At 37.6% G+C, this 24,311-nt stretch carries 30 protein-coding genes and 2 pseudogenes; 1 reads left to right on the forward strand and 31 read right to left on the reverse strand.

The window, feature by feature from the left end; genetic code table 11:
- Positions 1-5 precede the first annotated feature (5 nt).
- The 9 genes from WG932_RS03180 to WG932_RS03220 all read right to left on the reverse strand — a co-directional run bounded on the left by WG932_RS03180 (position 6) and on the right by WG932_RS03220 (position 5,165).
- On the reverse strand, positions 6-482 hold the full coding sequence (locus WG932_RS03180) for a helix-turn-helix domain-containing protein (protein ID WP_483086926.1): 477 nt from the start codon (positions 480-482) through the stop codon (positions 6-8).
- Positions 479-922 carry a hypothetical protein gene (locus WG932_RS03185; protein WP_483086927.1) on the reverse strand — a complete coding sequence of 148 codons (444 nt, stop codon included), beginning with the start codon at positions 920-922 and terminating at the stop codon, positions 479-481. Before WG932_RS03185 ends, WG932_RS03180 begins: the two co-directional genes overlap by 4 nt.
- 155 nt (positions 923-1,077) lie before the next feature.
- Positions 1,078-1,572, reverse strand: coding sequence for a hypothetical protein (locus WG932_RS03190; RefSeq protein WP_483086928.1), 495 nt, complete (start codon positions 1,570-1,572; stop codon positions 1,078-1,080).
- On the reverse strand, positions 1,569-2,072 hold the full coding sequence (locus WG932_RS03195; protein WP_483086929.1) for a hypothetical protein: 504 nt from the start codon (positions 2,070-2,072) through the stop codon (positions 1,569-1,571). The genes WG932_RS03190 and WG932_RS03195 overlap by 4 nt, the downstream gene beginning before the upstream one ends.
- 258 nt (positions 2,073-2,330) lie before the next feature.
- On the reverse strand, positions 2,331-2,693 hold the full coding sequence (locus tag WG932_RS03200; protein ID WP_483086930.1) for a DUF4260 domain-containing protein: 363 nt from the start codon (positions 2,691-2,693) through the stop codon (positions 2,331-2,333).
- Positions 2,694-2,758: 65 nt separating this feature from the next.
- A complete protein-coding gene (locus tag WG932_RS03205; protein ID WP_014021965.1) occupies positions 2,759-3,337 on the reverse strand; it encodes a Crp/Fnr family transcriptional regulator in 579 nt (192 codons plus the stop codon).
- A 168-nt stretch (positions 3,338-3,505) separates the two neighbouring features.
- Complete coding sequence (locus WG932_RS03210; RefSeq protein WP_483086931.1) at positions 3,506-3,925, reverse strand: DUF1801 domain-containing protein; 420 nt, start codon at positions 3,923-3,925, stop codon at positions 3,506-3,508.
- Between the two features lie 10 nt (positions 3,926-3,935).
- A complete protein-coding gene (locus tag WG932_RS03215) occupies positions 3,936-4,400 on the reverse strand; it encodes a GyrI-like domain-containing protein (RefSeq protein ID WP_483086932.1) in 465 nt (154 codons plus the stop codon).
- A 33-nt stretch (positions 4,401-4,433) separates the two neighbouring features.
- Positions 4,434-5,165, reverse strand: a complete 732-nt coding sequence (locus WG932_RS03220) for a helix-turn-helix transcriptional regulator (protein WP_483086933.1) — start codon at positions 5,163-5,165, stop codon at positions 4,434-4,436.
- Between the two features lie 190 nt (positions 5,166-5,355).
- Here WG932_RS03220 and ypfJ point away from each other — a divergent pair.
- Positions 5,356-6,250, forward strand: a pseudogene (gene ypfJ / locus WG932_RS03225) (KPN_02809 family neutral zinc metallopeptidase).
- A gap of 79 nt (positions 6,251-6,329) precedes the next feature.
- Here ypfJ and WG932_RS03230 read toward each other — a convergent pair.
- The 22 genes and pseudogenes from WG932_RS03230 to WG932_RS03335 form a co-directional block, all read right to left on the reverse strand.
- Positions 6,330-8,549: a TonB-dependent receptor gene (locus tag WG932_RS03230; protein ID WP_483086934.1), complete on the reverse strand. Its 2,220-nt coding sequence runs from the start codon at positions 8,547-8,549 to the stop codon at positions 6,330-6,332.
- A gap of 297 nt (positions 8,550-8,846) precedes the next feature.
- A pseudogene (locus tag WG932_RS03235) lies at positions 8,847-9,089 on the reverse strand (RlmF-related methyltransferase); the annotation flags it as partial.
- A 55-nt stretch (positions 9,090-9,144) separates the two neighbouring features.
- Entirely contained in the window at positions 9,145-9,456 is a 312-nt protein-coding gene (locus WG932_RS03240; protein ID WP_483086935.1) for an RlmF-related methyltransferase, read from the reverse strand.
- A 5-nt stretch (positions 9,457-9,461) separates the two neighbouring features.
- The gene (locus tag WG932_RS03245) at positions 9,462-9,794 is read right to left on the reverse strand and encodes an RlmF-related methyltransferase (RefSeq protein ID WP_483086936.1); all 333 of its coding nucleotides are present in this window, start codon (positions 9,792-9,794) and stop codon (positions 9,462-9,464) included.
- A gap of 3 nt (positions 9,795-9,797) precedes the next feature.
- A complete protein-coding gene (locus WG932_RS03250) occupies positions 9,798-10,256 on the reverse strand; it encodes a tRNA (cytidine(34)-2'-O)-methyltransferase (protein WP_149392291.1) in 459 nt (152 codons plus the stop codon).
- Between the two features lie 470 nt (positions 10,257-10,726).
- A complete protein-coding gene (locus tag WG932_RS03255) occupies positions 10,727-10,909 on the reverse strand; it encodes a hypothetical protein (RefSeq protein WP_483086937.1) in 183 nt (60 codons plus the stop codon).
- Positions 10,910-11,227, reverse strand: a complete 318-nt coding sequence (locus WG932_RS03260; RefSeq protein ID WP_483086938.1) for a peptidyl-tRNA hydrolase — start codon at positions 11,225-11,227, stop codon at positions 10,910-10,912. It abuts the gene before it with no gap.
- A 274-nt stretch (positions 11,228-11,501) separates the two neighbouring features.
- Positions 11,502-11,648, reverse strand: coding sequence for a hypothetical protein (locus tag WG932_RS03265; protein WP_483086939.1), 147 nt, complete (start codon positions 11,646-11,648; stop codon positions 11,502-11,504).
- An 11-nt stretch (positions 11,649-11,659) separates the two neighbouring features.
- A complete protein-coding gene (locus WG932_RS03270; protein WP_483086940.1) occupies positions 11,660-11,947 on the reverse strand; it encodes a hypothetical protein in 288 nt (95 codons plus the stop codon).
- Between the two features lie 7 nt (positions 11,948-11,954).
- Positions 11,955-12,542: a hypothetical protein gene (locus WG932_RS03275; protein ID WP_483086941.1), complete on the reverse strand. Its 588-nt coding sequence runs from the start codon at positions 12,540-12,542 to the stop codon at positions 11,955-11,957.
- Between the two features lie 9 nt (positions 12,543-12,551).
- Positions 12,552-13,727, reverse strand: a complete 1,176-nt coding sequence (locus WG932_RS03280) for an exo-alpha-sialidase (RefSeq protein WP_149392287.1) — start codon at positions 13,725-13,727, stop codon at positions 12,552-12,554.
- Between the two features lie 129 nt (positions 13,728-13,856).
- Positions 13,857-14,660: a malectin domain-containing carbohydrate-binding protein gene (locus tag WG932_RS03285; RefSeq protein WP_483086942.1), complete on the reverse strand. Its 804-nt coding sequence runs from the start codon at positions 14,658-14,660 to the stop codon at positions 13,857-13,859.
- Positions 14,587-15,939: a malectin domain-containing carbohydrate-binding protein gene (locus tag WG932_RS03290; protein WP_483086943.1), complete on the reverse strand. Its 1,353-nt coding sequence runs from the start codon at positions 15,937-15,939 to the stop codon at positions 14,587-14,589. The genes WG932_RS03285 and WG932_RS03290 overlap by 74 nt, the downstream gene beginning before the upstream one ends.
- Positions 15,940-16,058: 119 nt before the next feature.
- Positions 16,059-16,727: a right-handed parallel beta-helix repeat-containing protein gene (locus WG932_RS03295; protein WP_483086944.1), complete on the reverse strand. Its 669-nt coding sequence runs from the start codon at positions 16,725-16,727 to the stop codon at positions 16,059-16,061.
- A 197-nt stretch (positions 16,728-16,924) separates the two neighbouring features.
- On the reverse strand, positions 16,925-17,614 hold the full coding sequence (locus WG932_RS03300) for a hypothetical protein (protein ID WP_483086945.1): 690 nt from the start codon (positions 17,612-17,614) through the stop codon (positions 16,925-16,927).
- A gap of 222 nt (positions 17,615-17,836) precedes the next feature.
- The gene (locus WG932_RS03305; protein ID WP_483086946.1) at positions 17,837-18,637 is read right to left on the reverse strand and encodes a M90 family metallopeptidase; all 801 of its coding nucleotides are present in this window, start codon (positions 18,635-18,637) and stop codon (positions 17,837-17,839) included.
- A 780-nt stretch (positions 18,638-19,417) separates the two neighbouring features.
- Positions 19,418-19,711 (reverse strand): GIY-YIG nuclease family protein, encoded by a 294-nt coding sequence (locus WG932_RS03310; RefSeq protein ID WP_483086947.1) that lies wholly within the window; start codon positions 19,709-19,711, stop codon positions 19,418-19,420.
- 466 nt (positions 19,712-20,177) lie between these two features.
- Complete coding sequence (locus WG932_RS03315) at positions 20,178-21,002, reverse strand: CHRD domain-containing protein (protein WP_483086948.1); 825 nt, start codon at positions 21,000-21,002, stop codon at positions 20,178-20,180.
- Between the two features lie 324 nt (positions 21,003-21,326).
- Entirely contained in the window at positions 21,327-21,536 is a 210-nt protein-coding gene (locus tag WG932_RS03320) for a hypothetical protein (protein WP_483086949.1), read from the reverse strand.
- A gap of 137 nt (positions 21,537-21,673) precedes the next feature.
- Positions 21,674-22,279 carry a phage tail sheath family protein gene (locus WG932_RS03325; RefSeq protein WP_483086950.1) on the reverse strand — a complete coding sequence of 202 codons (606 nt, stop codon included), beginning with the start codon at positions 22,277-22,279 and terminating at the stop codon, positions 21,674-21,676.
- Positions 22,252-23,283, reverse strand: coding sequence for a hypothetical protein (locus tag WG932_RS03330; RefSeq protein ID WP_483086951.1), 1,032 nt, complete (start codon positions 23,281-23,283; stop codon positions 22,252-22,254). The genes WG932_RS03325 and WG932_RS03330 overlap by 28 nt, the downstream gene beginning before the upstream one ends.
- A 20-nt stretch (positions 23,284-23,303) precedes the next feature.
- Positions 23,304-23,447: a hypothetical protein gene (locus WG932_RS03335; protein WP_483086952.1), complete on the reverse strand. Its 144-nt coding sequence runs from the start codon at positions 23,445-23,447 to the stop codon at positions 23,304-23,306.
- Positions 23,448-24,311 lie beyond the last annotated feature (864 nt).

The following is a 24,311-nucleotide window of genomic DNA, read 5'->3' on the forward strand; positions in this document are numbered from 1 at the left end:
GAATATTAGTTTAATGAGGCTTTGTTTCTGTACTCATTTGGGCTTAAACCTGTCCTTGATTTAAATAAGCGACTGAAATAATGTGGATAGTTAAAGCCTAATTTGTAAGCAATACCACTGATTGTGTCTGACTGACTAAGTAAAAGCAATTTGGCTTTCTCTACTAGAAAATGATTGATATGGTCTTTAGTACTTAGTCCGGTTTCTTTTTTTAATAAATCACTTAAATAATGGGGCGAAAGGTGGATGGCTTCAGTAAAGTAATCAATAGGAGGAGGCCCTTGTTCTTCAAACTTCCCTTCTTTATAATAATCTTTTAACAAAGATTCAAATTGACTTACAACATCGATATTTTGAGCTGTTCTGGTATTGAATTGCCGTTCATAATAGCGCAAACTGTAATTCAATAGCAATTCCAATGTGCTTACGATAACCCTTTGACTATGGTTATCAATGCGCTCATCAATTTCGGTTTGAATCAATTTGATACATTCGTTAAAGGTTTTTTGTTCTCCGTCGGAAATATGAAGTGCTTCATACACATCGTAAGAGAAAAACCGAAATTATCCATCCGTCTACCTAGGTCGGTATTGCGAATAAGGTCAGGATGAATAAACAGCATCCACCCTTGGATCTCATTTAGTCGCTGTTCCTTTTGAGTAGATGTAACTTGATTAGGCGCAGTAAAAATTAATACTCCCTCATTAAAATCATAAGAATTTCGTCCATAATCCATGCCGCAGCTGGCATCTTTTAGGGCTATGGAATACAAATCAGTAACCAACTTTTTACCGACCCATTGAGGGCCTATTTCCAGTTGACTTACATCTAGGATACTGATTAGAGGATGCGAAGGCTTAGGTAAACCAAGCTGTTTATGTAGTTCGCTAATGGAGTTTATATGAAATATATCTTCTGGCATTTTTTTGTTTATCTCAGGTTCAAATTTCAACGAATAATATTAAAAAGTATAACACAAAATGCAGAAAGACGAACACATAGAGTGTTTACTTTTAAGTCAGTTTGACAACTGATTAATAAAAAGTAAACATTTCTTCTATTTTGCCTACAATTGGTTTAATCCGGAAGTAGTTGTTCCAATATTTTTTCTCGTTTGACCAAGAAGGAGAATTGCTTCTCCTCGTTTACTACTGCTATAAATTTTTGAGATGAAATCAAAGCCATTTTCACTTGTTTATCAATAGCTTCGGAGGATTGACTGGAAGGCTTAATGTTTTCCGTAATCAATACTTCAGCGAGTGTGTTTTCTAGGCTTTGGCCATTCAGCCAGCATGTGTGTTCTTTTGTATGAGTTGGGTTTAAGGGGTCTGAAGGTAAATTTACCCATTCTATTTCTTCTTCAGGTAATGGAGGGTTTTCGGGAGGCGACTGAATTTTTTTCAGGAAGTTTTCCAATAAAGTAATGCTGTATCCTGAGCTATTAGGATCATAGCTGTTACCTAATCTTCCTTCGGAATTTATGATTTTGGCGCCTTGGTCTAGAATTATACCATATGCTTCAGAATAAGCTTTTTCGAACCATGGAAATTGATTGGCCAATGCCCACCTCACTTTTTCTGGTTCTGCCCAGCCAATGTATTTTTTCTAGTATTTTTTGTAGATTCCAAAAATACAATACCTTTTATTCCTTTCCTATTTTCAAAAATAATGGCCATAATATACAAGCGAGAAGCCAACCATTCTTTCCCTCTGCCAAGATTAACTATTACATAATCTACATCATCTTTAGTCTCAAGAATGGATCTGAAATTACCAGCCGTACTATCATTCACATTTGCTGCCTGTGCTTTTTGTCTCAAGTCCAATGCTCCCTGGGCTAACCAATTGGGAGAAAATTCTTCTGCTTTTGCCAAATCTAAAGATATTCCTGCAAATGATAAGCCTGTCAAGCGACCCGTCAGACTTTTGATTAATAAAGGAATTTCTTTTCGAAAAAGGATAAATACAATTAATATTACCAATGGATAAAGTATGGCACTTGCTAAAGCGGCAATATCTAAAGTAATATTCATGATTTGAAAAGTTAAATCGATAATAGGTGCTGATTTCAAGCTTCCCGTTTGTCCTTTTGTTAATCTTTACCAGTTTGTCTATTTTGTTTAGGAAAGGACATTAAAGGATGAAAGAAATTTTAAGTAGAAGTTTTTATAAGGTAAATTGAGTTCGAATAGGGTTTTTGAGTCACCCAAAAGACATTAATAAAAATAGGTAAAAAAATCCAAATGTACTTAATGACAGTGTTTTATGTTGTTGATTAATGGGGTGATTTGGATGAATTTTTCCTAATAAAACTTATCCTCGAATATTTTCTATTTTCCTATTTTGCCCAAATGCGTATGGTTAAAACTGTCATTGAACTTTAGCCCATAGCCAAAAATTCTATCCATAGAAGAATGGCCAAATAAAATTATACCCACTAAAATTATGACGGGCATGCTGGTTATAGAGCCAAGCATAAAAATTAATATTGCTGTTAACTTATGGTGAAAAAAATTATACAGAAAAGCCCCATATTTAGGATTGATTAAATAGCCTATCATTGAGAGGTCCGGCAATAATATACAAGCCGGGAAAACCCACCAAGCATAATCTAAATTAGTAAACAAGTAAATTGCCAGTAAAAATTGCCCTAGTTCTTCAGATTTCAATAGGGCGCTCATATTTTTTGTCATGGTTTCTGAAATGTTTTGTTGGTTACAAAATTCAACAAATTTTATTCGATTCCCCTTGACATTAATCAAGAACTTGTACGCTTACGATTTCTTATTCTACTTAGGGTTTCAGCCGACATACCTAACACAGAAGCAATGTATTGTAAAGGGATCTGGTTAAATAGTTCTTTGTTTTGCGCATAATACAAATCATAACGCTCTTCAGCTGTCATGGAAATATGAGAATAAACCCTGTCCTCGAGCATTACGAAACACTTAACGATGAATTCTTTTTCTAGATTATTCCATCTGGGAAATTCATTGCAAAGTTTAAGGTAATTTTGTTTACTAATTGTAATCAAAGAAGTGTTTACCATGGCCTGAATATTCCAGCGGTTAGGTTTGTTAAAGAAAAAGCCCATTACTTCAGTGATCAAATAGTTTTCTGTAGAAATCCACTGTGTAACTTCCTTACCATCAGCTAAAGTGTAAATCCTAAGCATTCCCGATTTAATAAAGCTTAAGCGGTCACATTTCTTTCCGGACAAGGTGAAAAAATCATTTTTTAACAGCTTTTCTTCATGAAAATAGGGTTCAATTACTTCCAATTCTCGAGGAGAGAGCTTACCAAAATGATCTTGTAATATTTGATTGATCTCTTTCAATTTAGATATCTCAATTAACTAATTTATGTCAAACACATTTTTTAATATTTGATAAAAGTGCATTATTTCATTTTAAGCTACAACACATGCTGATGAAGTTCGAATTGCTTTTTGCATAAAAGGGGTTTAAATGGCACCAATGTTCTCTAAATTTATGACAGATGCTTTTTAAATTCCCAAAGTCATCAAGTTTTTTACTTTATGATATGTAAGACTTGCTTTAATGCAATTTTTTAAAACAGAAGTAGGGATTTTTTGATCCATTGAAAAAACAATGGCACGATTTCCCTCAAAGTGAAAGTGATCTTTATAAATCAATTTGAAGGTAGAGACCAGTCTGCTGGTACATTGAAAATACATGGCATATTGATTGGGATTCTTGGCTTTCCAGTCCATTCTAAGGGTACTACCAATCTTTGTAACAAAGCTTGGTTCTCCCCATTTCAATGTTTCATGAAGTTCGGAGATGACCTTAGTTTCTTCAGCCGTTTCAATCACCAATTTCCTTAGGGTAAGCATTTTTTCTTTTACATGATCCGGATAATTGTCAAATACCGTATCAACTTTTGGATCTGTTGTTAACTTCATGATTTAGGGATTATTCATCTTTTATTCCTACATAAAAATCCACTTCCGCGGCTAATGGGTTTTGAGCTTTTTCACCATAAATTTCAAAATCAGCCAAATAGGTTCTATTTAAGTCCAATTCAAATATTTTCTCCCATTGCTTTACAATTAAACCTTGCATCAAATTTCCTTTGGCACTTGTTGCAAAGTATTTACCTCCATCAAAGGATCTGCCTACCATTCCTGCCGGAATCTCATCCAAATTTTCCACCTTGCAACCTAGAATGGTGGTATAGGGTAGGGTATGGTCACCCTCATAGGAGGTATATAAAGAATAAATATCACTTCCAGTTTTATTAGGAATCTTTGTCAGAAGATTTTCATCCATAAATCTTCCCCATAAAGCTGCAATATCTTTCGAAGCTTGATCATTTTCATTGGTGGTTTGAATTGAAATTCCTATGATTTTAAAAGGCTCAATTATTTTTGTCTGCATCTTTTTTGTCTTTAGGTATAGAGCAAATATAAGTTAGGCTTTTGACATAGGTATGTCAGGGGTGTTCGAATAATTTTTTCTACACTTTTCCAAGTATTCTTCTAAAGTCATGTCATGGGGTTTAAAGTTAGCAGATAAAACCTCCATCTGAAGGATGCAATCCAATCGAAATGCCCTAAAATCATTTCTTAAGCGGCAAAATGCAATGAGAATCCAATTTTCCTGTGTTGTATAAAGTGCAAAAGGTTCAATTTCCCTATTGCTCCGTGTTTTTTCTAATGAAAAATAATTAATTCTTATCAATTGATAATTGGTAATCGTCGATTGAAGTTGAATAAGATAGTTACTTGTTTTATTTTTCTCAAAGTTATCCCTTACCTGAAGTCTACTGGAAAGAAATGCAGTTTTGTCTCTTTGATTGTACTTTAAAACGGCCTTAATTTTGGTAATAGCACTTTCGAATTGAGTGGTTAAAGAATGGTCTTTGTTATTTTTTACCAATTGTTCTGCTGTAATAAGTGCATTGGCTTCTTCCTGGGTAAATAAAACAGGTGGGATTTTATAACCTTCCATAATGGAGAAACCTTTTCCTTCTATGGTCACAATGGGAATACCGGATTCTTCAAGTGTACGGATATCTCTATATATGGTCCTGATGCTTACTCTGTGCCTATCAGCTATCTCCTTAGCAGTTACAATTTTGCCTGCTTGTAATTGAGTCAGCATTGCTGTTAATCTAGCCAATCGTGGTTTTTCTGCTGCCATTATTGTGAGTTTTGCGAGTAATCTTAAGTACTATCAAGCATAAAATGAAAATAATCAATAAAAATCTTCTGCAGCGGATATTGTAGCAAAGAGATAATTTTATTTGACCTTGATGCTTTAGCGAGGCAATAAATTAAATATATTTAAGTAATTATTGGAATAAAATATTTACCATCAATAAGGTAACAATATGAAATGGCAAGGTAGGCGTAAAAGTTCGAATGTCGATGACCGAAGAGGGCATTCCGGTTCAGGTAAGGGAATTGGTGGATTAAGTTCACTGCTAATGGGACCTTTGATCAAAATTCTATTCTCCAAAGTAGGGTTGGTTATAGCGGGTATATTTATAGTGGTTTCTTTTGTCACGGGAAATAATCCACTGAGTCTACTTAGTGGATTAATCTCAGGAAACGTTGGTCAACAAAACACTTCTACTACCTATCAAGGTACAGATGAGGAAAATGAACTGGCAGACTTTAGTGCGACAATCTTGGCGAGTACGGAAGATGTTTGGAATGAGATATTGGACAATTACCGAGAACCTACCCTTGTTTTGTTTACGGGTTCTGTCTCTTCTGCATGTGGATCAGCTTCAAGTGCTACAGGTCCATTTTATTGTCCGGGAGATGAGAAACTATATATTGACCTTAGCTTTTTTGATGATATGGAGCGTAAATTAAATGCTCCGGGAGATTTTGCCCAAGCCTATGTCATCGCGCATGAAGTAGGACATCATGTGCAAAAATTAATGGGAATTACTGATTACACAAACTTAGGGGACAAGTTAGTGAGGCAGAATACAACAAATATTCTGTAATGTTAGAATTACAAGCCGATTTTTTTGCCGGAGTGTGGGCAAATCGTTCGGAGAGTAGGATGAGTATGATGGAGGCAGGAGACCTGGAAGAAGCATTGAACGCGGCCAATGCCATTGGTGACGATCGTTTGCAAAAACAATCTACCGGAAGGGTAGTTCCCGATTCCTTCACCCATGGCACCTCTGAACAAAGGGTAAGGTGGTTCAAAAAGGTTTTGAAACTGGAGATATTGCACAAGGGGATACGTTTAATGCGAAGGCACTTTAAGGAGAACCAAATGAATTTATAGGGATAAAAGAAAGGTTAAATTCTTTAATCCTAAATTATTCCCAATAGCTTATTTCAATTAAAACCTGTATTCAATTACACCTTTAATAAAAAATGGAGTGCCTGGAGTAAAATGTATTTCTTCTATGGCTGATGTTTCATTTTGCAACTTGGATTCTGTGGCAAATTGAGTTTCATTCCATTCTGTATCGAAAAGGTTTTGAATTTGAAACCCAAAGTCTATATTCTTCCATTTATACCCCATGTTGAGATCTACCACAGTATAGCCTTTGGCAACGATTGAATTGTCTTCATTGGCAGGCCTGTCTTTGATATGACGCACATTTGCTCCTCCATAAATACCTGATTCATGAAGGGCATTTAACCCACTTTTTAATATAAAATCCGGAGCCAATGGTATATAATCCTGACCTGCCTCTTCGTCTATTGCTCTCGCATGAGTATAGTTGGTATCAAAATTCCAAAACAACCATTTTAATGGTTGGTAACGAATACTCAAATCTAATCCTTGCCTTCGGGTTTTACCACTAGGCTCAACTATCCCTGCATCGCCTACATAAACAAATTCCTGCTCTAGAAATAAATACCAGTAGGCGGCGTTAAGGAGTAATTTTGGTACAGGTTTCCAAACTAGGCCTACATCATATCCATAAGCAGCAGGAAGTGTTTCTTTAGCAGCATTCGAAAGGATAACCCGGGAGTCATTCGAGTGAAATCCTTTTCCACCCTTAAGATACAGTTGAAGGTTTGGGGTGTAATCATACAATACGTTTACCTTTGGGCTTACAATAGTTTTAGTAGAGGTTTGAGTTTGGTAAATTTCTTGTAATGCATCATTGTATTGAAAATCAAAATAATCTAACCTAATAGAAGGATTAAAAGTCCATTTTTTATAATAAAAGTTAGTGTTGAGGTAGGTGCCAAAATTGGTTTCATTGATGTTTCCAAGCTGTATAAAAGAAAGCGTATTCTTACGATTTAAAGTGTGAGAAAGCTCATTATTTTTGCTCTGGTCATTTCTCAAATTGACACCTACTTGGATGGAAGCCTCTATATCATTTAAATCAAGTGACTTATTAAATTCACTATTTAGCCCATAAATGTTCCGATCTTCTTTCTGTTTAATTTGATCCCCATTGATTTCATCTTCTAAGAAGAAGGTGAAGTTTGAAAACAACTCGAAATCATACTTACTGTAATACAAACTACTTTTTATATAGGAATCATTGGTTAAAATTTTCTCATAATTGACCAATACATTTGTTCTTCCTGTATTCCCACCTTCAGTATCATCTATGGCTCCAAAACGACCAATCAAACCTGAGTCAACTGCTCTTTGTGGAATTTGACCGGAGGCATCCCATTTACTTGAAAGATGAGAGAATGTCATGCCTAATTTTTCCGTAGAAGTAATATTGCCAGTATACTTCCCAAACAAATTGATTCTTTTGAAGTTTTGAGGACTGTCAAAAGGTCCATCTGTGCTAAGGTGCTCTGCGGCAATATATGCATCATGTTTTGCTGTATTCAATACATCAAACATACCCAATAATCGATTGGTGCTAAATTGCCCTTTCTCTAATTTTATTGTGCTGTTTTCAAGATTTCTTTTGGTTTTAAAATTCACATACCCAGCAGTAGTAAAATTACCCTTGTCGGCATAATACGGACCTTTTCCAAAATCGATATTGTCTACGGTTTCGGGAATAACAAAGTGCAAATCTGCATAACCTTGACCATGGGCATGGGAAACCATATTGACCGGCAAGCCATCTACAGTAATGCCTATATCTGTTCCATGGTCAATATCAAAACCTCTTAAAAATATCTGCTCCGCTTTTCCTCCTCCTGCATGCTGACCTATAAAAAGCCCCGGAATTTGTGTAAGTATATCTTGAGAAGAATTCACAGGATTGGTCTTTATATCTATGGCTGTAATTAGGTTCAGTGCGTTCGTTTTCGGTGAAATAACTACACCTTCCAATGAAACAGGTTTGTCCTCTAAAACAATTACCGGAGAAGAATTCATAGATTGGACAATAAAGTATTTTACCTCAAAACCGATATGAGAGATTTTAAGGCTGTCACCTTGGGAAATATCTTGAATAATGAATTTGCCATTTGCATCCGTATGAGTATGCTTTTTAGAATTAAGATCTAATATTTGAGCATCAACTATCGATTCTTTTTTATTATTGATAACTGACCCCTGAAAGGTTTGCCCTATAAGGTTGGCTTGAAATAGATTGAGTAACAGTACAATAAATAGTCGGTTCATAAGGATCCTTGTATTTGGCCTTTACAATTAAATTATATTAGTGCTTATTTTTGCTTGAAAAAATATAATAGCTTAAAATCAATACTAAAACTCTTGCGGAAAGGCCATGTTATTTTGATATTATAAGATGTTTTTAGTTGAGAGAACAAAGGTAAGCACCTCAGAAATATTTTCACATGATGTGTGTTAAAAAACTGTTTTCATTCATTACCTATTCTTTAAATAGAAAAAATATAAACAGCCCTTAAAATTATCAATATAAAAAGACTCAAAATCTCCGTCCTAAAATTGATCACTTTACCATTTCCTATCCACCCACTCTTTCTGGGCATTGGTGGTCAGGAAGGTCCAAGCTACAATTCTAGTGGATTTGTTGCCTGTACCCATGGGGATTGTTTTGTGCATTTTTGCGCCTACTTTTGCTAGAGATTTATAGATTGAACTAAGGTTTGATTGTTTGGAAACTAGGCTTGAAAACCAAAAAACCTTGTCAGGGAAATTTTGGCTTTCCTTAATAATTTGTTGAATAAATTTTAATTCACCTCCCTCAAAAACAAGCTCTCTGGAAGTACCTGAAAAATTGAGTTGTGGGTTTTTAACCCTTTTTCCATTTAATTTTTACTTTCCTTATGGTACCATTATGTGCTTCCGCTGCGGACGAATGAAAGGGTGGGTTACAAATTGTTAGGTCGAATTTATCTTCAGGTCTGATTATGCCCCTAAAAATAGCATTTGATTTTTTTTGAAATTGTAATGTTATTTTATTGGTTAAAATGGAATTGTTGTCGATAATTTTTTGGGAGGAAGCGATTGATTTAGGGTCTATATCCGTTCCGGTAAATTGCCATTTATAACTTGTATTGCCAATGATGGGGTATATACAACTTGCACCAACCCCGATATCCAAACAGTTTATTTTTTTCCTTTGGGAATTTCACCATTATTACTGTTTCCCAATAGATCAGCCATATAGTGCAAATAATCGGCTCTTCCCGGAATGGGAGGACATAAATTTCCATCAGGAAATTCCCAATAATTTAGATTGTAATGGTGAAACAGTATTGCTTTATTTAATAATTTGACGGCAGTTGGATTAGAAAAATTGATTGTGATGGCTCCGGTTTTACTGGTGTTCAAGTGGTTTTTCAAAGCAGGAACTTCCTTGGTCAATGCATGGATATCATACCTCTTCCTGTTCTTATTCCTTGGGTGAAGACGCAATTTATCTAGATTAGAAGAAGTCATGAACTATCGGTTTTTCATAGCTCTTATTCCCTCATAAACCACAATTGCTACCGCATTGGCTAAATTTAAACTTCGGATATGTGGGGAGAAAATTGGGATATTGTAAACCAAATCACTGTTTTGCTCTACTATGTTTGTGGGTAAACCAGTGGATTCTTTACCGAATACCAAAAACATATCATCTTGATAGTCAATTGAACAATAATCCTGTTTGCCATGGCTTGAGAAATAAACAAAATTCTTGCCTTCATTTTTATCATAGAATTCCGCAATGTTTTCATAAATAAAAAGAGGAACATGTTTCCAATAATCCAGTCCAGCTCTTTTAAGTCGTTTGTCGCTTAATTCAAAACCAAATGGCTTGATAAGGTGCAAGGCTGATCCGGATCCCAAACTCAATCGGCCAATATTTCCGGTATTTGTTGGTATTTCCGGTTCAACTAATACAATATTTAATCCCATTATTTTTTTATGTCTTTTTTTCTAGCGATATGGTGATCAGTAGTTACGCAAGAAAGGTGAATCCCTTTCAAATTTTTCTTGAATGTACTCGACTTGAATTTCCAAATACCCTTCTCTTCTTCGGATTGCTACTTTTCCCTATACAAATATGGTAATGGCGCCGCGAATCCGATTGTGAAATCCGAGTTGAACTATTTTAAACTTTTAAAATTATAAAAAGCAAGTTACCTATGAAAATGTAAATAAGCCTTCAACACGCTTGGTTAATTTATCAATCCTTCCAGAATTTGCACGATTTCAATTACTTGGTTTATTTCTAATTGCATAGGGTTATTGCCCTTGTGATAAAGTTCAATACCATTTTTTGATTCATTGCATTCGATGCTTAATTCTGAAGAATCTATTTTCCAATGGTAAACATTATGATTTTCGACAAACAATTGTGCTACATAAGGTGTTTTTGTGTAATTTTAGTCCTCCCATATTTGCTGTGAAAGACTTGTTAACAATTGTATGAGATCTTGGGTATCCGTAGAAGCCAAAAGACAATGATCTCCATTTTCATAGTCGAGTTGCAAACGTATCTTGTATTCAGTTTTATCAATAACAATGTTTCCTTTCTTAGGAAACAAACTGAAAAGTTGGTTTTCCATTTATCCAAGCCCTTGAGGCGTCCACATCTTTAAAAACTTGAATTTTTTGGGGTATTCTTCTCTTGGACAAAATGCCAGGCAAACCTCTTGGTTATCTAAGGCTGACTCCGTTAACAAAACATGATCGACCTCTTTTTTCAAGCGCTCAAATTCATCTTCATTAACTACGCAAACCACTTTATTAAATATTCCATTAATCCATTTGATCATCTGTTCATTTTCTTCAAATTTTTTGTAGCAGGCTAAAGAAGCATGGGCAGTAATGACTGGGATTAATTTATCTGGAATGCTGTCTTTTACGACAATGTACATTTTCATAAATGGGAATGTCAAGTGGGGTCAAAAGCCCGCCTTATGGGCAATGGCTTATGAATTAGATGAGGTCTTGAGAAATATTTAATAAATTAATTTCAATTTAAGTAAAATAGTTCGATTGAGACCGAATCAACTCCAATTCATAAATTAAAAAAAGTATTGTTTTTTAGCTAACTCGGGCTGAATTTCAGCTTCCAATTGCAGGATTAATGTCCCTGATTGTTGAAAATGAACTAAGCGTGTATTCTATTTGCTAAAATTGTGAATTGGCAATTAGCTATTTTCCCTTTAACTGCTCAATGGCATAATACAATCGATTTTGCGCTCCTTCCTGGGATCCAAAAATGGTGCGGGACAATTTTCCCCCTTTGGTGATTAATATCCATTGAGGGGTGCCGGATGAATCAAATTGATCATAAACCATTCTTCCATTGTCTAAAAAATAGGAAATGGAAGCTCATTAATTGTAAAAATGCTTTTAATATCGCTTTCTGTCACTTGGCCTGCATTGAAGCTCGTATGAATGCCTATAACCTGAAGCTCTTTATTTTCTTTTTGTAATTCATAGGCCAAAGGAATAGCTCTACCTGTACAGCCCAAACATTGGTTGTTATAGATAATGACCAAAAGTGATTTGCCCTGGTATTTTTTAATCAGATCAACTGAATTGTTGTTGAAATCGCGAACAAGAATTGATTCAACTGAGTCATTTTCTTTTAACATGGTATTTTTAAGTTTCGTATCTTTTGATGTAAGCGGCGGTTTTTTCCGGCAATTCATGGGCATTGTATTCGAAATTGTTTGTCCAGTCAAACCTAAAAATATTAAAACCATCAAAACACTCCGTAGGAAGTATATCAAATGCCTTTAAAACTATCAAAAACCGGTCAATTCCTCCAAAAGGGTAATTCAATGTTGAAAACTCAATTATACCCTTTTGCTCCTCGTTGTATTCCAAATTTGTGAAATCCACTTCAAGGCCAAACTCCAAATAGTTAAATATGGAAAGCTTTTTCTCAATACCTAGCTCTTCTAATCTTTCATTGTCTATTTTCAAATACTCCAATAATATCTCATTTGCGTATTCAGGGATCAACCTTTGGTATCTTCTTGCTGCCGGATCTTCAAAGACAAATTCACATAATTTGTCTACTGCTTCATCAACTTCAGCTTGAGTTAACTTTTCCCATTCAATGGGCTCAGGTTCTTCTTCTTCAAAACTAAAACCGGGTTGGCGAACCATTTCCATGTGCTTGTAAAGCAAGATAAAATCTTCAAACTTATCAGAGGACAAACGATTGAATTTGATATATAACATAAATAAATATTAGGGTTGAGTAAGTTGATCAATAGGGATAATGGCCATCTCTGCACTGTTGTTGTTCCACAGTTCACGACCTTCGCCTTCCGGCCGACCCACTTTTCCACCATTGTTGGAATAACCAATGTAAAGTTTACCTTCGTGTTCTACCGCATGAGGATAGGCCAATGCGGCATTGGGGTGGGATTCACCTATACCTTCAGGAAAATCTGCGTGTCGTATCACAAAGATCTTTGAAAAGAGTAATTCACCCGGTTGACTAAGTGCAATGGTTAAGGTTTTTCTTGATTTTTTGACACCTTCATAAGTTGCTCCTATTAAATAGTACTCACCGGAGCTCAAGCGTCCGGAGTAGGGCTTTGAAGTGGACATGGGTAAATTACTTGGGCTAACTTTAGACCAAGTTTGTCCATAATCAGCACTTTTTGAGGCCAAAGCAATGGCTTCTTCACCCCATCGGGCAATGTTAATGATATTGGGTCCATCAATTAATATTGAACTCTCCCCCCAGACATTTTTTGTTTCCATAGGTATCACCACCACATTCCAATCTGTAAAATCATCTCCACTACTAATGGCTACAGCCGGAGGGTTGTTACCACTTCCAATCTCATTAACTTGAAAGCCGGAGATTATCCAATTGCCATTGTCCATTTTTTCGGGAGTTGTTAGTGGCCAAAAATTATCCCTTGCCACGATGCCTTTATCCACCCAAGTGTCTGTATTTTCATCAAGAAGATAAGCCCGCATGCGAAGGTTTTCCATAATGCCATCGTATTCTCCATGAAAAGCCCATAACTGCCCTTTATAGGATAAGAATTCACCATGGCTTACCGCAACCTTATCACCTCCTCCAATATTTTTAAGTGGTCCCCAGGTTTTGCCCCCATCTTCGCTGACACGGTAATTGGCTTCCTCTGTTACAGTGTTTTCACCGTTTTTATTGTGGCCGAATGATGCGTAGAGTTTGTTTTTGTGCCAGATTAATGCCACCCCATGTAAAAATCGATAACCGTCTTTATCAAATTCAAAAGGTTTGATGACAGAAAATTCTATATCATCAATGGTGGGGATTTCACTTAATTCAGGTAGCTTTTCACTTGGCTTCCACAATGGGAAATTTTCCTGAGCCATAATAGGTATGGTTACTAAAATTGCCATCAAAAGAACTGTAACTCTCATTTTGTTTTTATTTTGGTTTATTGGCGAATGTTTTGAAGGTTATAAAGATAATCATACCCTCTAATTTCCATTGATTTCGAATTTTCGGGAATTTAAACGTGTCCCTCCGTCCGAATAAGGATCGATTACTTAGGGGCTGATAATTAATTTTTGCCTGAATAAAAGGTTACGCTCATCGATGACATTAATAAAATAGATACCCATCGATAAATTTTCTAAAGGGATGCTTAGTTTATTGTTATTGGTTGGTTTGTCCCAATCAAACTTGTTGACCAGATGACCATTGCTATTGTAAATCACAACTGTTCCTTTTTCCATCCCAGCACCAATTTCTAAATTTGCTTCCCCCTTTGTCGGATTTGGAAATATCCGATAGTTGATTTTTTCGTTTGGACTTTCTTTATCAGAAATATTGTAATAGTAGGCCTGTAGATTTTTCAGTTCAACGACCAATTCACTATTTTTGGCTCCGTTGCCTATTATGGCAATTCCCGAAATACTAGCATTGTTAAGCTTGGAAATCATCTCGAGGGTTAAATGCCCATCTGTTACAGCAATATTATCAAAAGACAATATTGTAGGTGAGTTATTGTTTTCTACAAAAAGATCAAAATCACTTGTCAAAACTTCATCCTCAATTGAGATATCAAAAACCCTGCTTGCTGCTTTTTCCGGAACTCCATTTTGACCAAACCATAACTCATTGTGAAAAGTAAATAAGGTATAATTGCCACTTGGAACAGGAATTGAATAAACCAGATGCTTTCCGTTTCTTTCGGTTTGGAAAAGCTGTTCAACATCTAAATCTATATTTTCGAACCGAGAGGATTCATCGTTAAAAAAGATGGCTTTTTCTGATTCAGCAACAAAGGTTTTGCCAATCAGGGTTGCCTCCCTTTGGCCACCGGTGTTTAAAAAAGGTAAATTCACCATCCGGACTATCAATCCTATTTTCTGAAATGATAGCAAGCCCGGATATGGTAGCATTATTGGCGCTGGAAATAAGCTTAAGGTCAAGCAGTCCATCAGTGATTTGTATCGACTCAAAAGTAAGCGTTTCCTCCCAATTGTTACTATGAACAAAAAGATCTAAATCTTCTTTCACCAATTCCTCCTCTATATAAATATCAAAAACCCTGTTTCCTTTTTGGGCGGTTGCCCCACCTTTACCAAAGTACAATTCGTTATGGTAAGTTTTAATCGTATAAGCCCCATTTTCTACGGGTATTTGAAAGGTCAATTCATTTGCAAACCTTTCGGACTGAAAAAGCTGTTCATTGCTGGCATTGGTATTTTTATAAGTACTGCTTGAACTGGTGATGTAGGTACTTTTGATTGGTTCAAAGGTTTGACCATCGTATTCAATAGAAGCTTCCTCACCTGTATGGTAATACAACTCATCCTGGCTTTCATTGGGTTTATTAGTATCAGAGGTGCGGAAAAGAGCCAAGGCACCATAAGGAGGTAAGATGACTTTACCGGAATACTGCTCTAATTTAGCATTAACATATGCCCCTGATAAATTAATTGTTTTGTTAGTATTGCCTGGGTTGTATTCAAATAACATCAAATCATCCGGAGAGATTAGGGTAGCTTCCACTTCTACAAACTCCAAATCATCAAGCCAATAGGTTATGCTTTCTTCAGCATTGAAATGAACCATTAGGGATACCTCTTCTACATCTTGATAAGGGGTGAAAATTGCTTCATAAGAACTTACTTGTTCGTTGATCCTAAATGTTTTAATAGGGGAGAGCCTTTCCCAAGGACTGTCAGAAAACCTTAAATTAAATTCAAGATGAGTAGGTTTGGTTGCATAACTTTTAAAAGACAATACATAGGTTTTATCTTGCTTTAAGGTACCAAGGTTTATCTTAATAGAACTTTGAGTGGAGCTGGACACTTTTAATGCCCCTCCTGATAATTTGCTTTCAGCATCCCAGGTTTCTAGACAATTGCTACAGGATAATTCTTTGATGTTCTCATCAAAAGTGGAATTTGCATATATGCTCTCACCAATAACCTTATGAATCGAATAGGTGGAAATATCAACAGTATTGCTTGTAGAATTTTGATCCTTATTATACTTTGATTTCCATTCATTTAAGTCGTGTAGCAGTCTCTTCTTCTCACCGTTTTTTTGGTATTGATTGAGTATACTGAATTCATCTCCCATGGGTCTGAAAAAGTAATTCTTATCAAAGCTTGCCATTTGAGAAATGTCATCTTTGTATGTGTTGATGAAATATGAATTCTGGTCAATATGTTTGTTGAAAAATTGGTTGTTTACAATGCGGTTATTTCTTGTATCATTTCCAGTGGTGCTATTTCCTATGCTAAGGGCATTTCCATTGTTAAAAAAAGATTATTATCTACAGTTATGCTGTTACCGTTTGCTATTTTAAGGCCACTGTTGCTGGTATTTGCCACCGTATTGCCGATTATTTCAATATTGTTTGAATTGTCATCTAAAAATATTCCCTCTACCAATAGATTAGAACCCACCTCTCTTTTCGGTGAGCCTGCAGGATTGCCTATTCCGTTAATTACAATATTGCCTTCTATTTTCCTACCAAAATACTTTTGATAACTTGTACCCCCAAACGTGTAAATCCCACCACCGTCGCTTTTAATCAAGCAAAAATTATCTACATAATTATTCCTGATCTCAATATAGTTTCCACTAAATTGAATGCCATTAAAGCCTGTGTTTATAACTGAATTGTTATGAACCAAAATATTTTCACCTCCGACGAAAATTCCAATCCCTGCTGCATCATCATTTTGAGTCCTTCCTGCCATTGTAGCCGTATGGCTGATGGTATTGTTTTGAACAATCGCCTCATCATTTCCATACCTTAAGTTTAGGCCATTATTATAGACATTGCTAATATTATTGTTTTCAATAAGTAGGCGGATTACACTTAAAGCATGTATTCCATCCTCACCCGCATAATCAATTTCAACATTGTTTATTTTAATGTCATTCCCACCCTCCAATTGAATAATATTTTTATTTGCACCTTTAAAATGGATGCTTTCAATGTTAATGTATTGGTCTCGGTAGTCTTTCGTAAGTAAATTGTCTAGTGTACTGACTTCAATTTTTAGATTTTTTGGGGACTGATCAGCTAGGTAGACAGAAATTTTCTTTGTAGAAGGATTGAAATACCATTCTCCAAATGAATCCAGCGTGCCTAGGTGATTGGAAATAAAAAGCCGTAACCCTCTTCTGCTTTGTATTGACTAATATTGGCATTGTACCTTACCTGTCCACCGGAATGACTTAACACGGTATAATTATTTATAACCCAATCTTTTGTACGTATCACTACATTGCCACCTTCCCAGTTTGGGGAACTGCCTAAAAGGGCGCTTTTGATTACATTGGTTTCCACCTTCTCAATGTTAAGATACCCGGAATTTGCAGCGTCAATATTAGGGTATCGTCCCATTTCATGCCGTTGACCATTGATAAGTAGGACTTGTACCTCGTCCGAATCGACTACTTCTAAACTTTCATAAAGCCCATTTCCTAGGGGTTTCCACTTTTCAATGGTTTGAAAGGAAGTTAGGATAGGTTTTGCTCCTGATCCATATTCACCGATCTTTATTGGAGAAGAAGCTGTTCCTGAAGCACTGAGGTGAAGGCTGCCATAAAAGGTTTCTCCTCTTTTAAAAAGTAGGGCATCTCCAGGTTTAAGTGAATTAAATATAAAATTGACTTTTGCTATAGATTTCCAAGGAGTGGCGGGGTTTTGGGCCTCTTCTAGTGATCTACTGTCGTCGCCAGTTTCACTAGATATATAATAATTGGCTGCCAACGCAACGCTTATTGGAAATGCATTAAGTACTAAAATGAATACAACTAAAAAATGAGCTTTCATGCAATTCGAAATTAAAAATTAAATCTTTAAAGACTGTTTGTTTAACAAAAGACCTTACAAGGTGGTTTTGTACTCTAAAAAGTTATTTAATAAATTATCCTTTTATATATTTAGGATTAATAAAATTAAATATCGATAGTCGTTTTTCGTTATTGGCAAATATATAAAAAATTTTATCATTAATAGGTACTAATATTTTAATAAATCGCAGGTTTTTGAAGTCTATTTTCTTAGGTTTTTTGAAGCCATGTCCTGATTAAATACCCTTTCCAATAAGGCGTATAACTTTGGATGTTTTCTTTTCAGTAGTTTTGGCCGCTCAAAAAAGTATTCACTGGCCACAGAAAAAAATTCCGCTTGATTAGTTCCACCATATGGATTAATGTCTGACTTTCCTTCGTGAATTTCCTCTATTTTTTTATTGATATAATCTAGCCAAGGTATGGCATATTGCTTTTCCATTAGCAAAGAGGGAATGCCATCCACTGACCCATCGGTTTTGTCTATTAGATGTATAAATTCGTGTATGGCTGTATTCTTTTTATCAGTTTCATTTTTAAAGCCCAATTCCAAGGCTTTTTTTGACAAGATCATCACACCCTCCATAGGTCCATTGCCAACCATCCCGGAAACCCTCCTGTCGGCAGCGTCTAGGCTGAATTTTTCATTGAAAAAGGTAGGGTAAATTAAGACCTCATAAAGGTTGATGTATTTCCAATCTTCAAAACCGAAAATTGGGATAATGGCACTGGAGGCCACAAGTATCTTGTCTTTTAAGTTGATCTCCGTTTTCACTCCGGTTACCTTGCAGTTCAATAAGAATTCTTGGATTTTGTATTCAAAACGCTGTTTATCATCCGATGACAAAGACCTGTAATACGGAATGTTTTCCATTAAAATGCTGCGCCATTCAGTTGGAAATGGGGAGGAGGGGACTTTCCATTTATTTTGTTTTTTCCGTTGCCAATAAAATCCAATAAAGCCAAAAACCATGGCAAAAAAGAGCACAAATAGGACAGTCATAGCTGAGGTGTGTTTGATTGAAGGTAAAAATAATCAATAAAATATTGAGCAAAAAAAAATTAATGATTCCATCGTCTTCGACAAGGTCTGGCTCCGGTACGCCCCCGGTGGTTGAGCCTGTCGAAACCACGTGTCGTAGTACTGTTCTCGTTTTTCGAAACCTATACCTTCGACAAGCTCAGGCGCCGGTTGGGTTTTCGAAACCTATGCCTTGGACAAGGCCGGATTCCGGTACGCTCCCGGTGGTTTAGCCTGTCGAAACCACGTGTTGTAGTAATGATCTCGTTTTTCAAAACCTATGCCTACGACAAGCTCTGGCTCCGGTACGCTCCCGGTGGTTGAGCCTGTCGAAACCACGTGTCGTAGTTATGTTTTCGTTTTCCGATACCTCTGCCTTCGACAAGTTCAGGCCCCGGTTGGGTTTTCAAAACCTATGCCTTGGACAAGGCCGGGTTCCGGTACTTTCCGGTGGTTGAGCCTGTCGAAACCACGTGTTGTAGTAATGATCTCGTTTTTCAAAACCTATGCCTTCGACAAGCTCAGGTGCCGGTTGGGTTTCCGAAAACTATGCCTACGACAAGCTCTGGCTCCGGTACGCCCCCGGTGGTTGAGCCTGTCGAAACCACGTGTCGTAGTTATGTTTTCGTTTTCCGATACCTATGCCTTCGACAAGCTCAGGCGCCGGTTTGGTTTTCGAAACCTTTGCCTTCGACAAGGTGGACCACTGAAATGTTTACCCGAAACTAAATGATGGATCTACCCACAATTTCCCCTTAATACCTATCTCGGATATTGTGTGTAATTTAGAGCAAGAGCTGGCAATAAATTGTGTTCTCCATTGATCAAAGCTTCTTTCTTTTTTCTGCCCCAGCCTTGCACTTGTTTCTCTCTGAAAAATGCTTCATCTATTCGTTGATATTCTTCAGAATAAAGTAATTGAACAGGTAACCTTTTTTTAGTGTAATTGGCACCCTCTCCATTTTGATGTTGTAGAAGCCTAAGGTCGAGGTTAATGGTGCTACCTGTGTAGTAGGTCCCATCGGCACATTCCAAAATATAGAGCCATCCATTCATAATTAATTTAGATTTAATAGACCAATACACCGTTACCTTCGACATGCTAACGCTCCCGGTGGTTGAGCCTGTCGAAACCACGTGTCGTAGTAATGTTCTTGTTTACCGATACCTCTGCCTTCGACAAGCTCAGGCGCCGGTTGGGTTTCCGAAACCTATGCATTCGACAAGGTCGGGTTCCGGTACGCCCCCGGTGGTTGAGCCTGTCGAAACCACGTGTCGTAGTAATGTTCTCGTTTTCCGAAACCTCTGCCTTCGACAAGCTCAGGCGCCGGTTTGGTTTTCGAAACCTTAGCCTTCGACAAGGTCGGGTTCCGGTACGCCCCCGGTGGTTGAGCCTGTCGAAACCACGTGTCGTAGTTATGTTTTCGTTTTCCGATACCTATGCCTTCGACAAGCTCAGGCGCCGGTTGGGTTTCCGAAAGCTCGGTGCCTTCTACAAGCTTAGGCACCGAGAATCCTTTCTTTACCTAATTTGACCTCGCAATAAACCTCCGGGGTATTGGGTTGAATGGATATTTACATACAATTCATCATTATTAATTTTGCTGAGCTCATCTGTACTTAGAGTTAGACTCTTCGTTTGTTCAAGTTCAGCATTGGCTGTAATGCCAAGATTTACCAAAACTCCTCCGTTTACAGTGGCAGATCCTTCATGAATATGGCCAGCTGTGATGGCATCTGAAGCCTCCAGATCATTGACAATGACCTTATAATACATAGTATTACCCAGAATTCTAATATAAGCTTCCCCCGTTTCATTTCTATCAATAATAGCCGGGATTTCATTGGATGAAGACATGGTTAAATTGTAGGCATTATCAATGGTTTGGTCAATTTGTCCCCTTACCAAGCCTGATGCTTGGTCTGAGGAATGCACATTAACATAAACATCATCTCCTTGGAGTGTGTTAATTTGATCGGCTGTCAAGTTGATCGTTCCTGTGGCCATGTTTCCTGAAAATGCGATGTCTGTCCCGTCTACAAGTGTGATAGCCACACTTCCTGCCGTTACCACATCCCCTGTATGTACATGAGCAACTGTTAGGTCATCTGATGCCATAAGATTGTCAATAGTTATGGTAAAAGTCAGGGAGTTGTCATCATAAAGGCGCATTTGAATATTACCCGTCTCGCTTCTTCCTGTTACCATAGGAATGGAATAGGCATTGTCTAGCATGATATCAAAAGACTGTAGCTCTACTTTTGCAGGTGTATCCTCATCATCTTCACAGGCAAAAGTCACCAAAGCACATAAAACAAGCATCATTCCTATTTTTATCTTTTTCATAACCTAAATTTATTTGGTAGCGTCTACTTCTTTTTATAGTCCTTTTTCAACAAGTTCAGACTTTGAATATATTTGACAACAATCGGTTTCAAAGTTCAGAAGAAATTAAGGCTGGCAGGGGATTGATTTAATAGCCCATGGTATTGACTTTTCTCTTCAATATAACCAAATAAGCTGAATACACCTAAATGTCAATTGCTTACAGTTAGTCTTTGTTTCGATAGAGGTAGCGACCGTCTGTAGATTTTCGGTGCATTCAGGTTACTAAAAAATCTAAGATCAATTGAAGTGATCTAATTGCAGTCGGGGGCCTGATTAATTTCTTTATTGGTTCTTTAGAAGATCTCTCATACTGCTGTGCAATATGCAATCCTCAGTAGGCTCAGCATCCGGAATCTTTAGTAATTCAACGATCTTTCTAGGTAAATCTTCTGTTGAAACTTGGCGAAAAGCTTCAATTTGATTGATTTTCTGCTCATCCTCCAAGTTTGTAATCCAGTTGATAAGTGCTATTTTTCTTTCTTCAATCGTCATAAGTATAAAAGTTATCTGGTTTCAATAGTTTTCAATGACACTCTTTACCCAAAAATGACTTTTCAAAGGAGAGAATTACCTCAAGGCTGCATCTATTTTCATCTATCTCAATTCATAAAACAATTTTTTCTGAACCACTATCCCTTTATCATCTTCTCCTCAAAGCTGATTTCGATAAACTCTGCGGGGTGGGTGAGGGCTACTTTTACGGATACACGTAAGATACCGTTTAAAATGTCTTCTGCCGTCATGGTGCTGCCCAAACCTATGTATACGACGAAAGCCTCCGCAGGAATTGAGCCCATAAGTCCTCCTTGTTTCCATTCATTCGTTAAAAAGTTTGCAATCTCACTTTTAATCGTTGCCCAGATTTTAGCAGTATTGGGTTCATATACATAGACTCGAATAGCGGATTTAATTGATTGCTCCAAGAAGATGGTTGTTCGCCTTACGTTGACATACCTCCAGTCTTGGGAGTTGCCATCCATGGTACGGGCACCCCAGACCAGAACTCCTTGTCCCGGGAAGGTACGAATAGCATTTATAGCTTTTCCAGACAAAGGCACATTAAGGTCTTCCTGCATTTCAGAGGTAATATGGACCGCGGGACCTGTTACACTATTGATGGCTACATTTGCCGGTGCTATCCACACTCCTTGGTTCATGTCCATAGAAGTAAAAATCCCCGCCATGGCAGCAGATGGAGGCATTGTATTTACTTTCTTCTGGATTGTTCTAAGCACCAGTTTATACGCCTTACTAATGGATTGAAGGTTGTTATGCGCGTTTTTTGACGGTCGGCTTTGATTTTTAGCTGTTCTTCATTGCTTGATTTGGGGTCTTCCGTTGGAGGAGCATCGGCTCCTTCAGCAGCAGCCAGGCTTGTCAGTTGGGATATCATAAGTAAAACTGCTCCTTTTGATTGTTCAGGAACTTGCGAAGCATCTATTTTGAGCAAAGTGTCCAGTGTTTTCATGGACTGACGGGTAAGGATTTCATAGGAGAAATCAGCTTCGGAATACAAATTTGTGTGTAACCAGGGGTAATAGGCTGCGGCAAAAGAATAGTAAGCGGATTGCGAAGGGTTCACATTTTCCCTAAAGGCATCAATGCTCTGAGATGGATTTTTTTCAGGTTCCCAATAGCCCCTGGGAATGTCCAAAATGGCCATACGGTTGCCTATGGACCCACAATGGTTGATCATATGGGATTGTAATGAATAAGCGTCTTTATACCTGTCTTTCAAAGCCGATTGGCTGTCATCGTATAATTCCACTGCCTCCGGAATAAGGAGTAGGGTAGGGCGCACCTCTTTTTCCAGTAGGTCTACTGCCGCTTTTAAGTCCGCTGCCTTGATAGGGTCTTTGTAATCGCCAACACAAACTACATAGCATTCCTCTCCGCCATTGTTATAAAAAAATTGAAGGGCACTGTGCATTCGGTATTGCGGCCCATTTGCTTTTACCATATAGCTTTCCCCGTCTTCCCCATAGGTAAAATCCGCTGCATCGGTTGTGGTCTTTTCAAGGTCAAATTGAGTCACTGGCGGTTCATTGCCGAAAATCGTATAATAATCAGACAGCGAGGTTACCCTGCGCGGCTTATTGCGCAAATCTTCTCCATTGTAGCTTGTTTTGTGCGTATAGCCTATAAAAGCCGGAACTGCGGTGGCTACTGGTACTGTTGAATTCCCAAAGGAATTTATTTCCGAGACATAAACGCCTGGGGTTTTTCTTTGATTAGGCATTGTTTGTTTTTTAAGCGTAATTATTTATTGTCCGGCAATGCATCAAATTCCCTTCGTTTGTCATCGAACCATTTTTTCATTGCTTCAGGAGATTGCATCAGTTGCTGCATTTCTTTCATGGCTTTTAAATGTTCGGGATCTTTTTTGAAACATTTCCATGCCATGGTTTTTGCTTAGCTCAGCCATTTCATCGAAGGTATTGGCATGAAAGGCCAGCCCACAGGCTCCCCCAGTTGTTTACAGGTCATTGTTTTCATTATAGGATGGTTATATTTTTAATTAAAAAGGATTGCTGTTCCGTAGGAACAGTTCTTTGACCAATTTTATGTTAGTTATTTGTACTTGATTTTTGTATTCCACTGTAAAATAACCAATATAAGTAAAATCCTTTGGCTTCGGAAGTCTGGCTTCGACAAGCTCAGTCACCGGTACGTCCCCGGTGGTTGAGCCTGTCGAAACGATGTGTCGTAGTTATGTTCTCGTTTTTCGAAACCTATACCTTCGACAAGCTCAGGCGCCGGTTGGGTTTCCGAAAACTATGCCTTCAACAAGCTCAGGCTCCGGTACGCCCCTGGTGGTTGAGCCTGTCGAAACCACGTGTCGTAGTAATGATCCCGTTTTTCAAAACCTATACCTTCGACAAGCTCAGGCGCAGGTTGGGTTTTCAAAACCTATGCCTTCGACAAGCTTAGGCGCCGGTTTGGTTTTCGAACCCTCTGCCTTCAACAAGCTCAGGCGCCGGTACGTCCCCGGTGGTTGAGCCTGTCGAAACCACGTGTTGTAGTAATGATCTCGTTATCCGAAACCTCTGCCTTCGACAAGCTTAGGCGCCGGCTGGGTTTCCGAAAACTATGCCTTCTATAGGCTCAGGCGCCGGTCGAAGTAATTGATAATTACGTAATAAATCCCCCTGTTCCCTCTTTAAAGGGGGATTTCGGTTTTTTGAATTTCCGAGTGCGTTATTGACTTTTCAATTGGTTAGCTCATTTATAGGGTGCCATCAAAAAATATGACTTTAGCCAAAATTT

The sequence above is a fragment of the Cyclobacterium sp. SOCE241 genome (genome assembly GCF_056867545.1).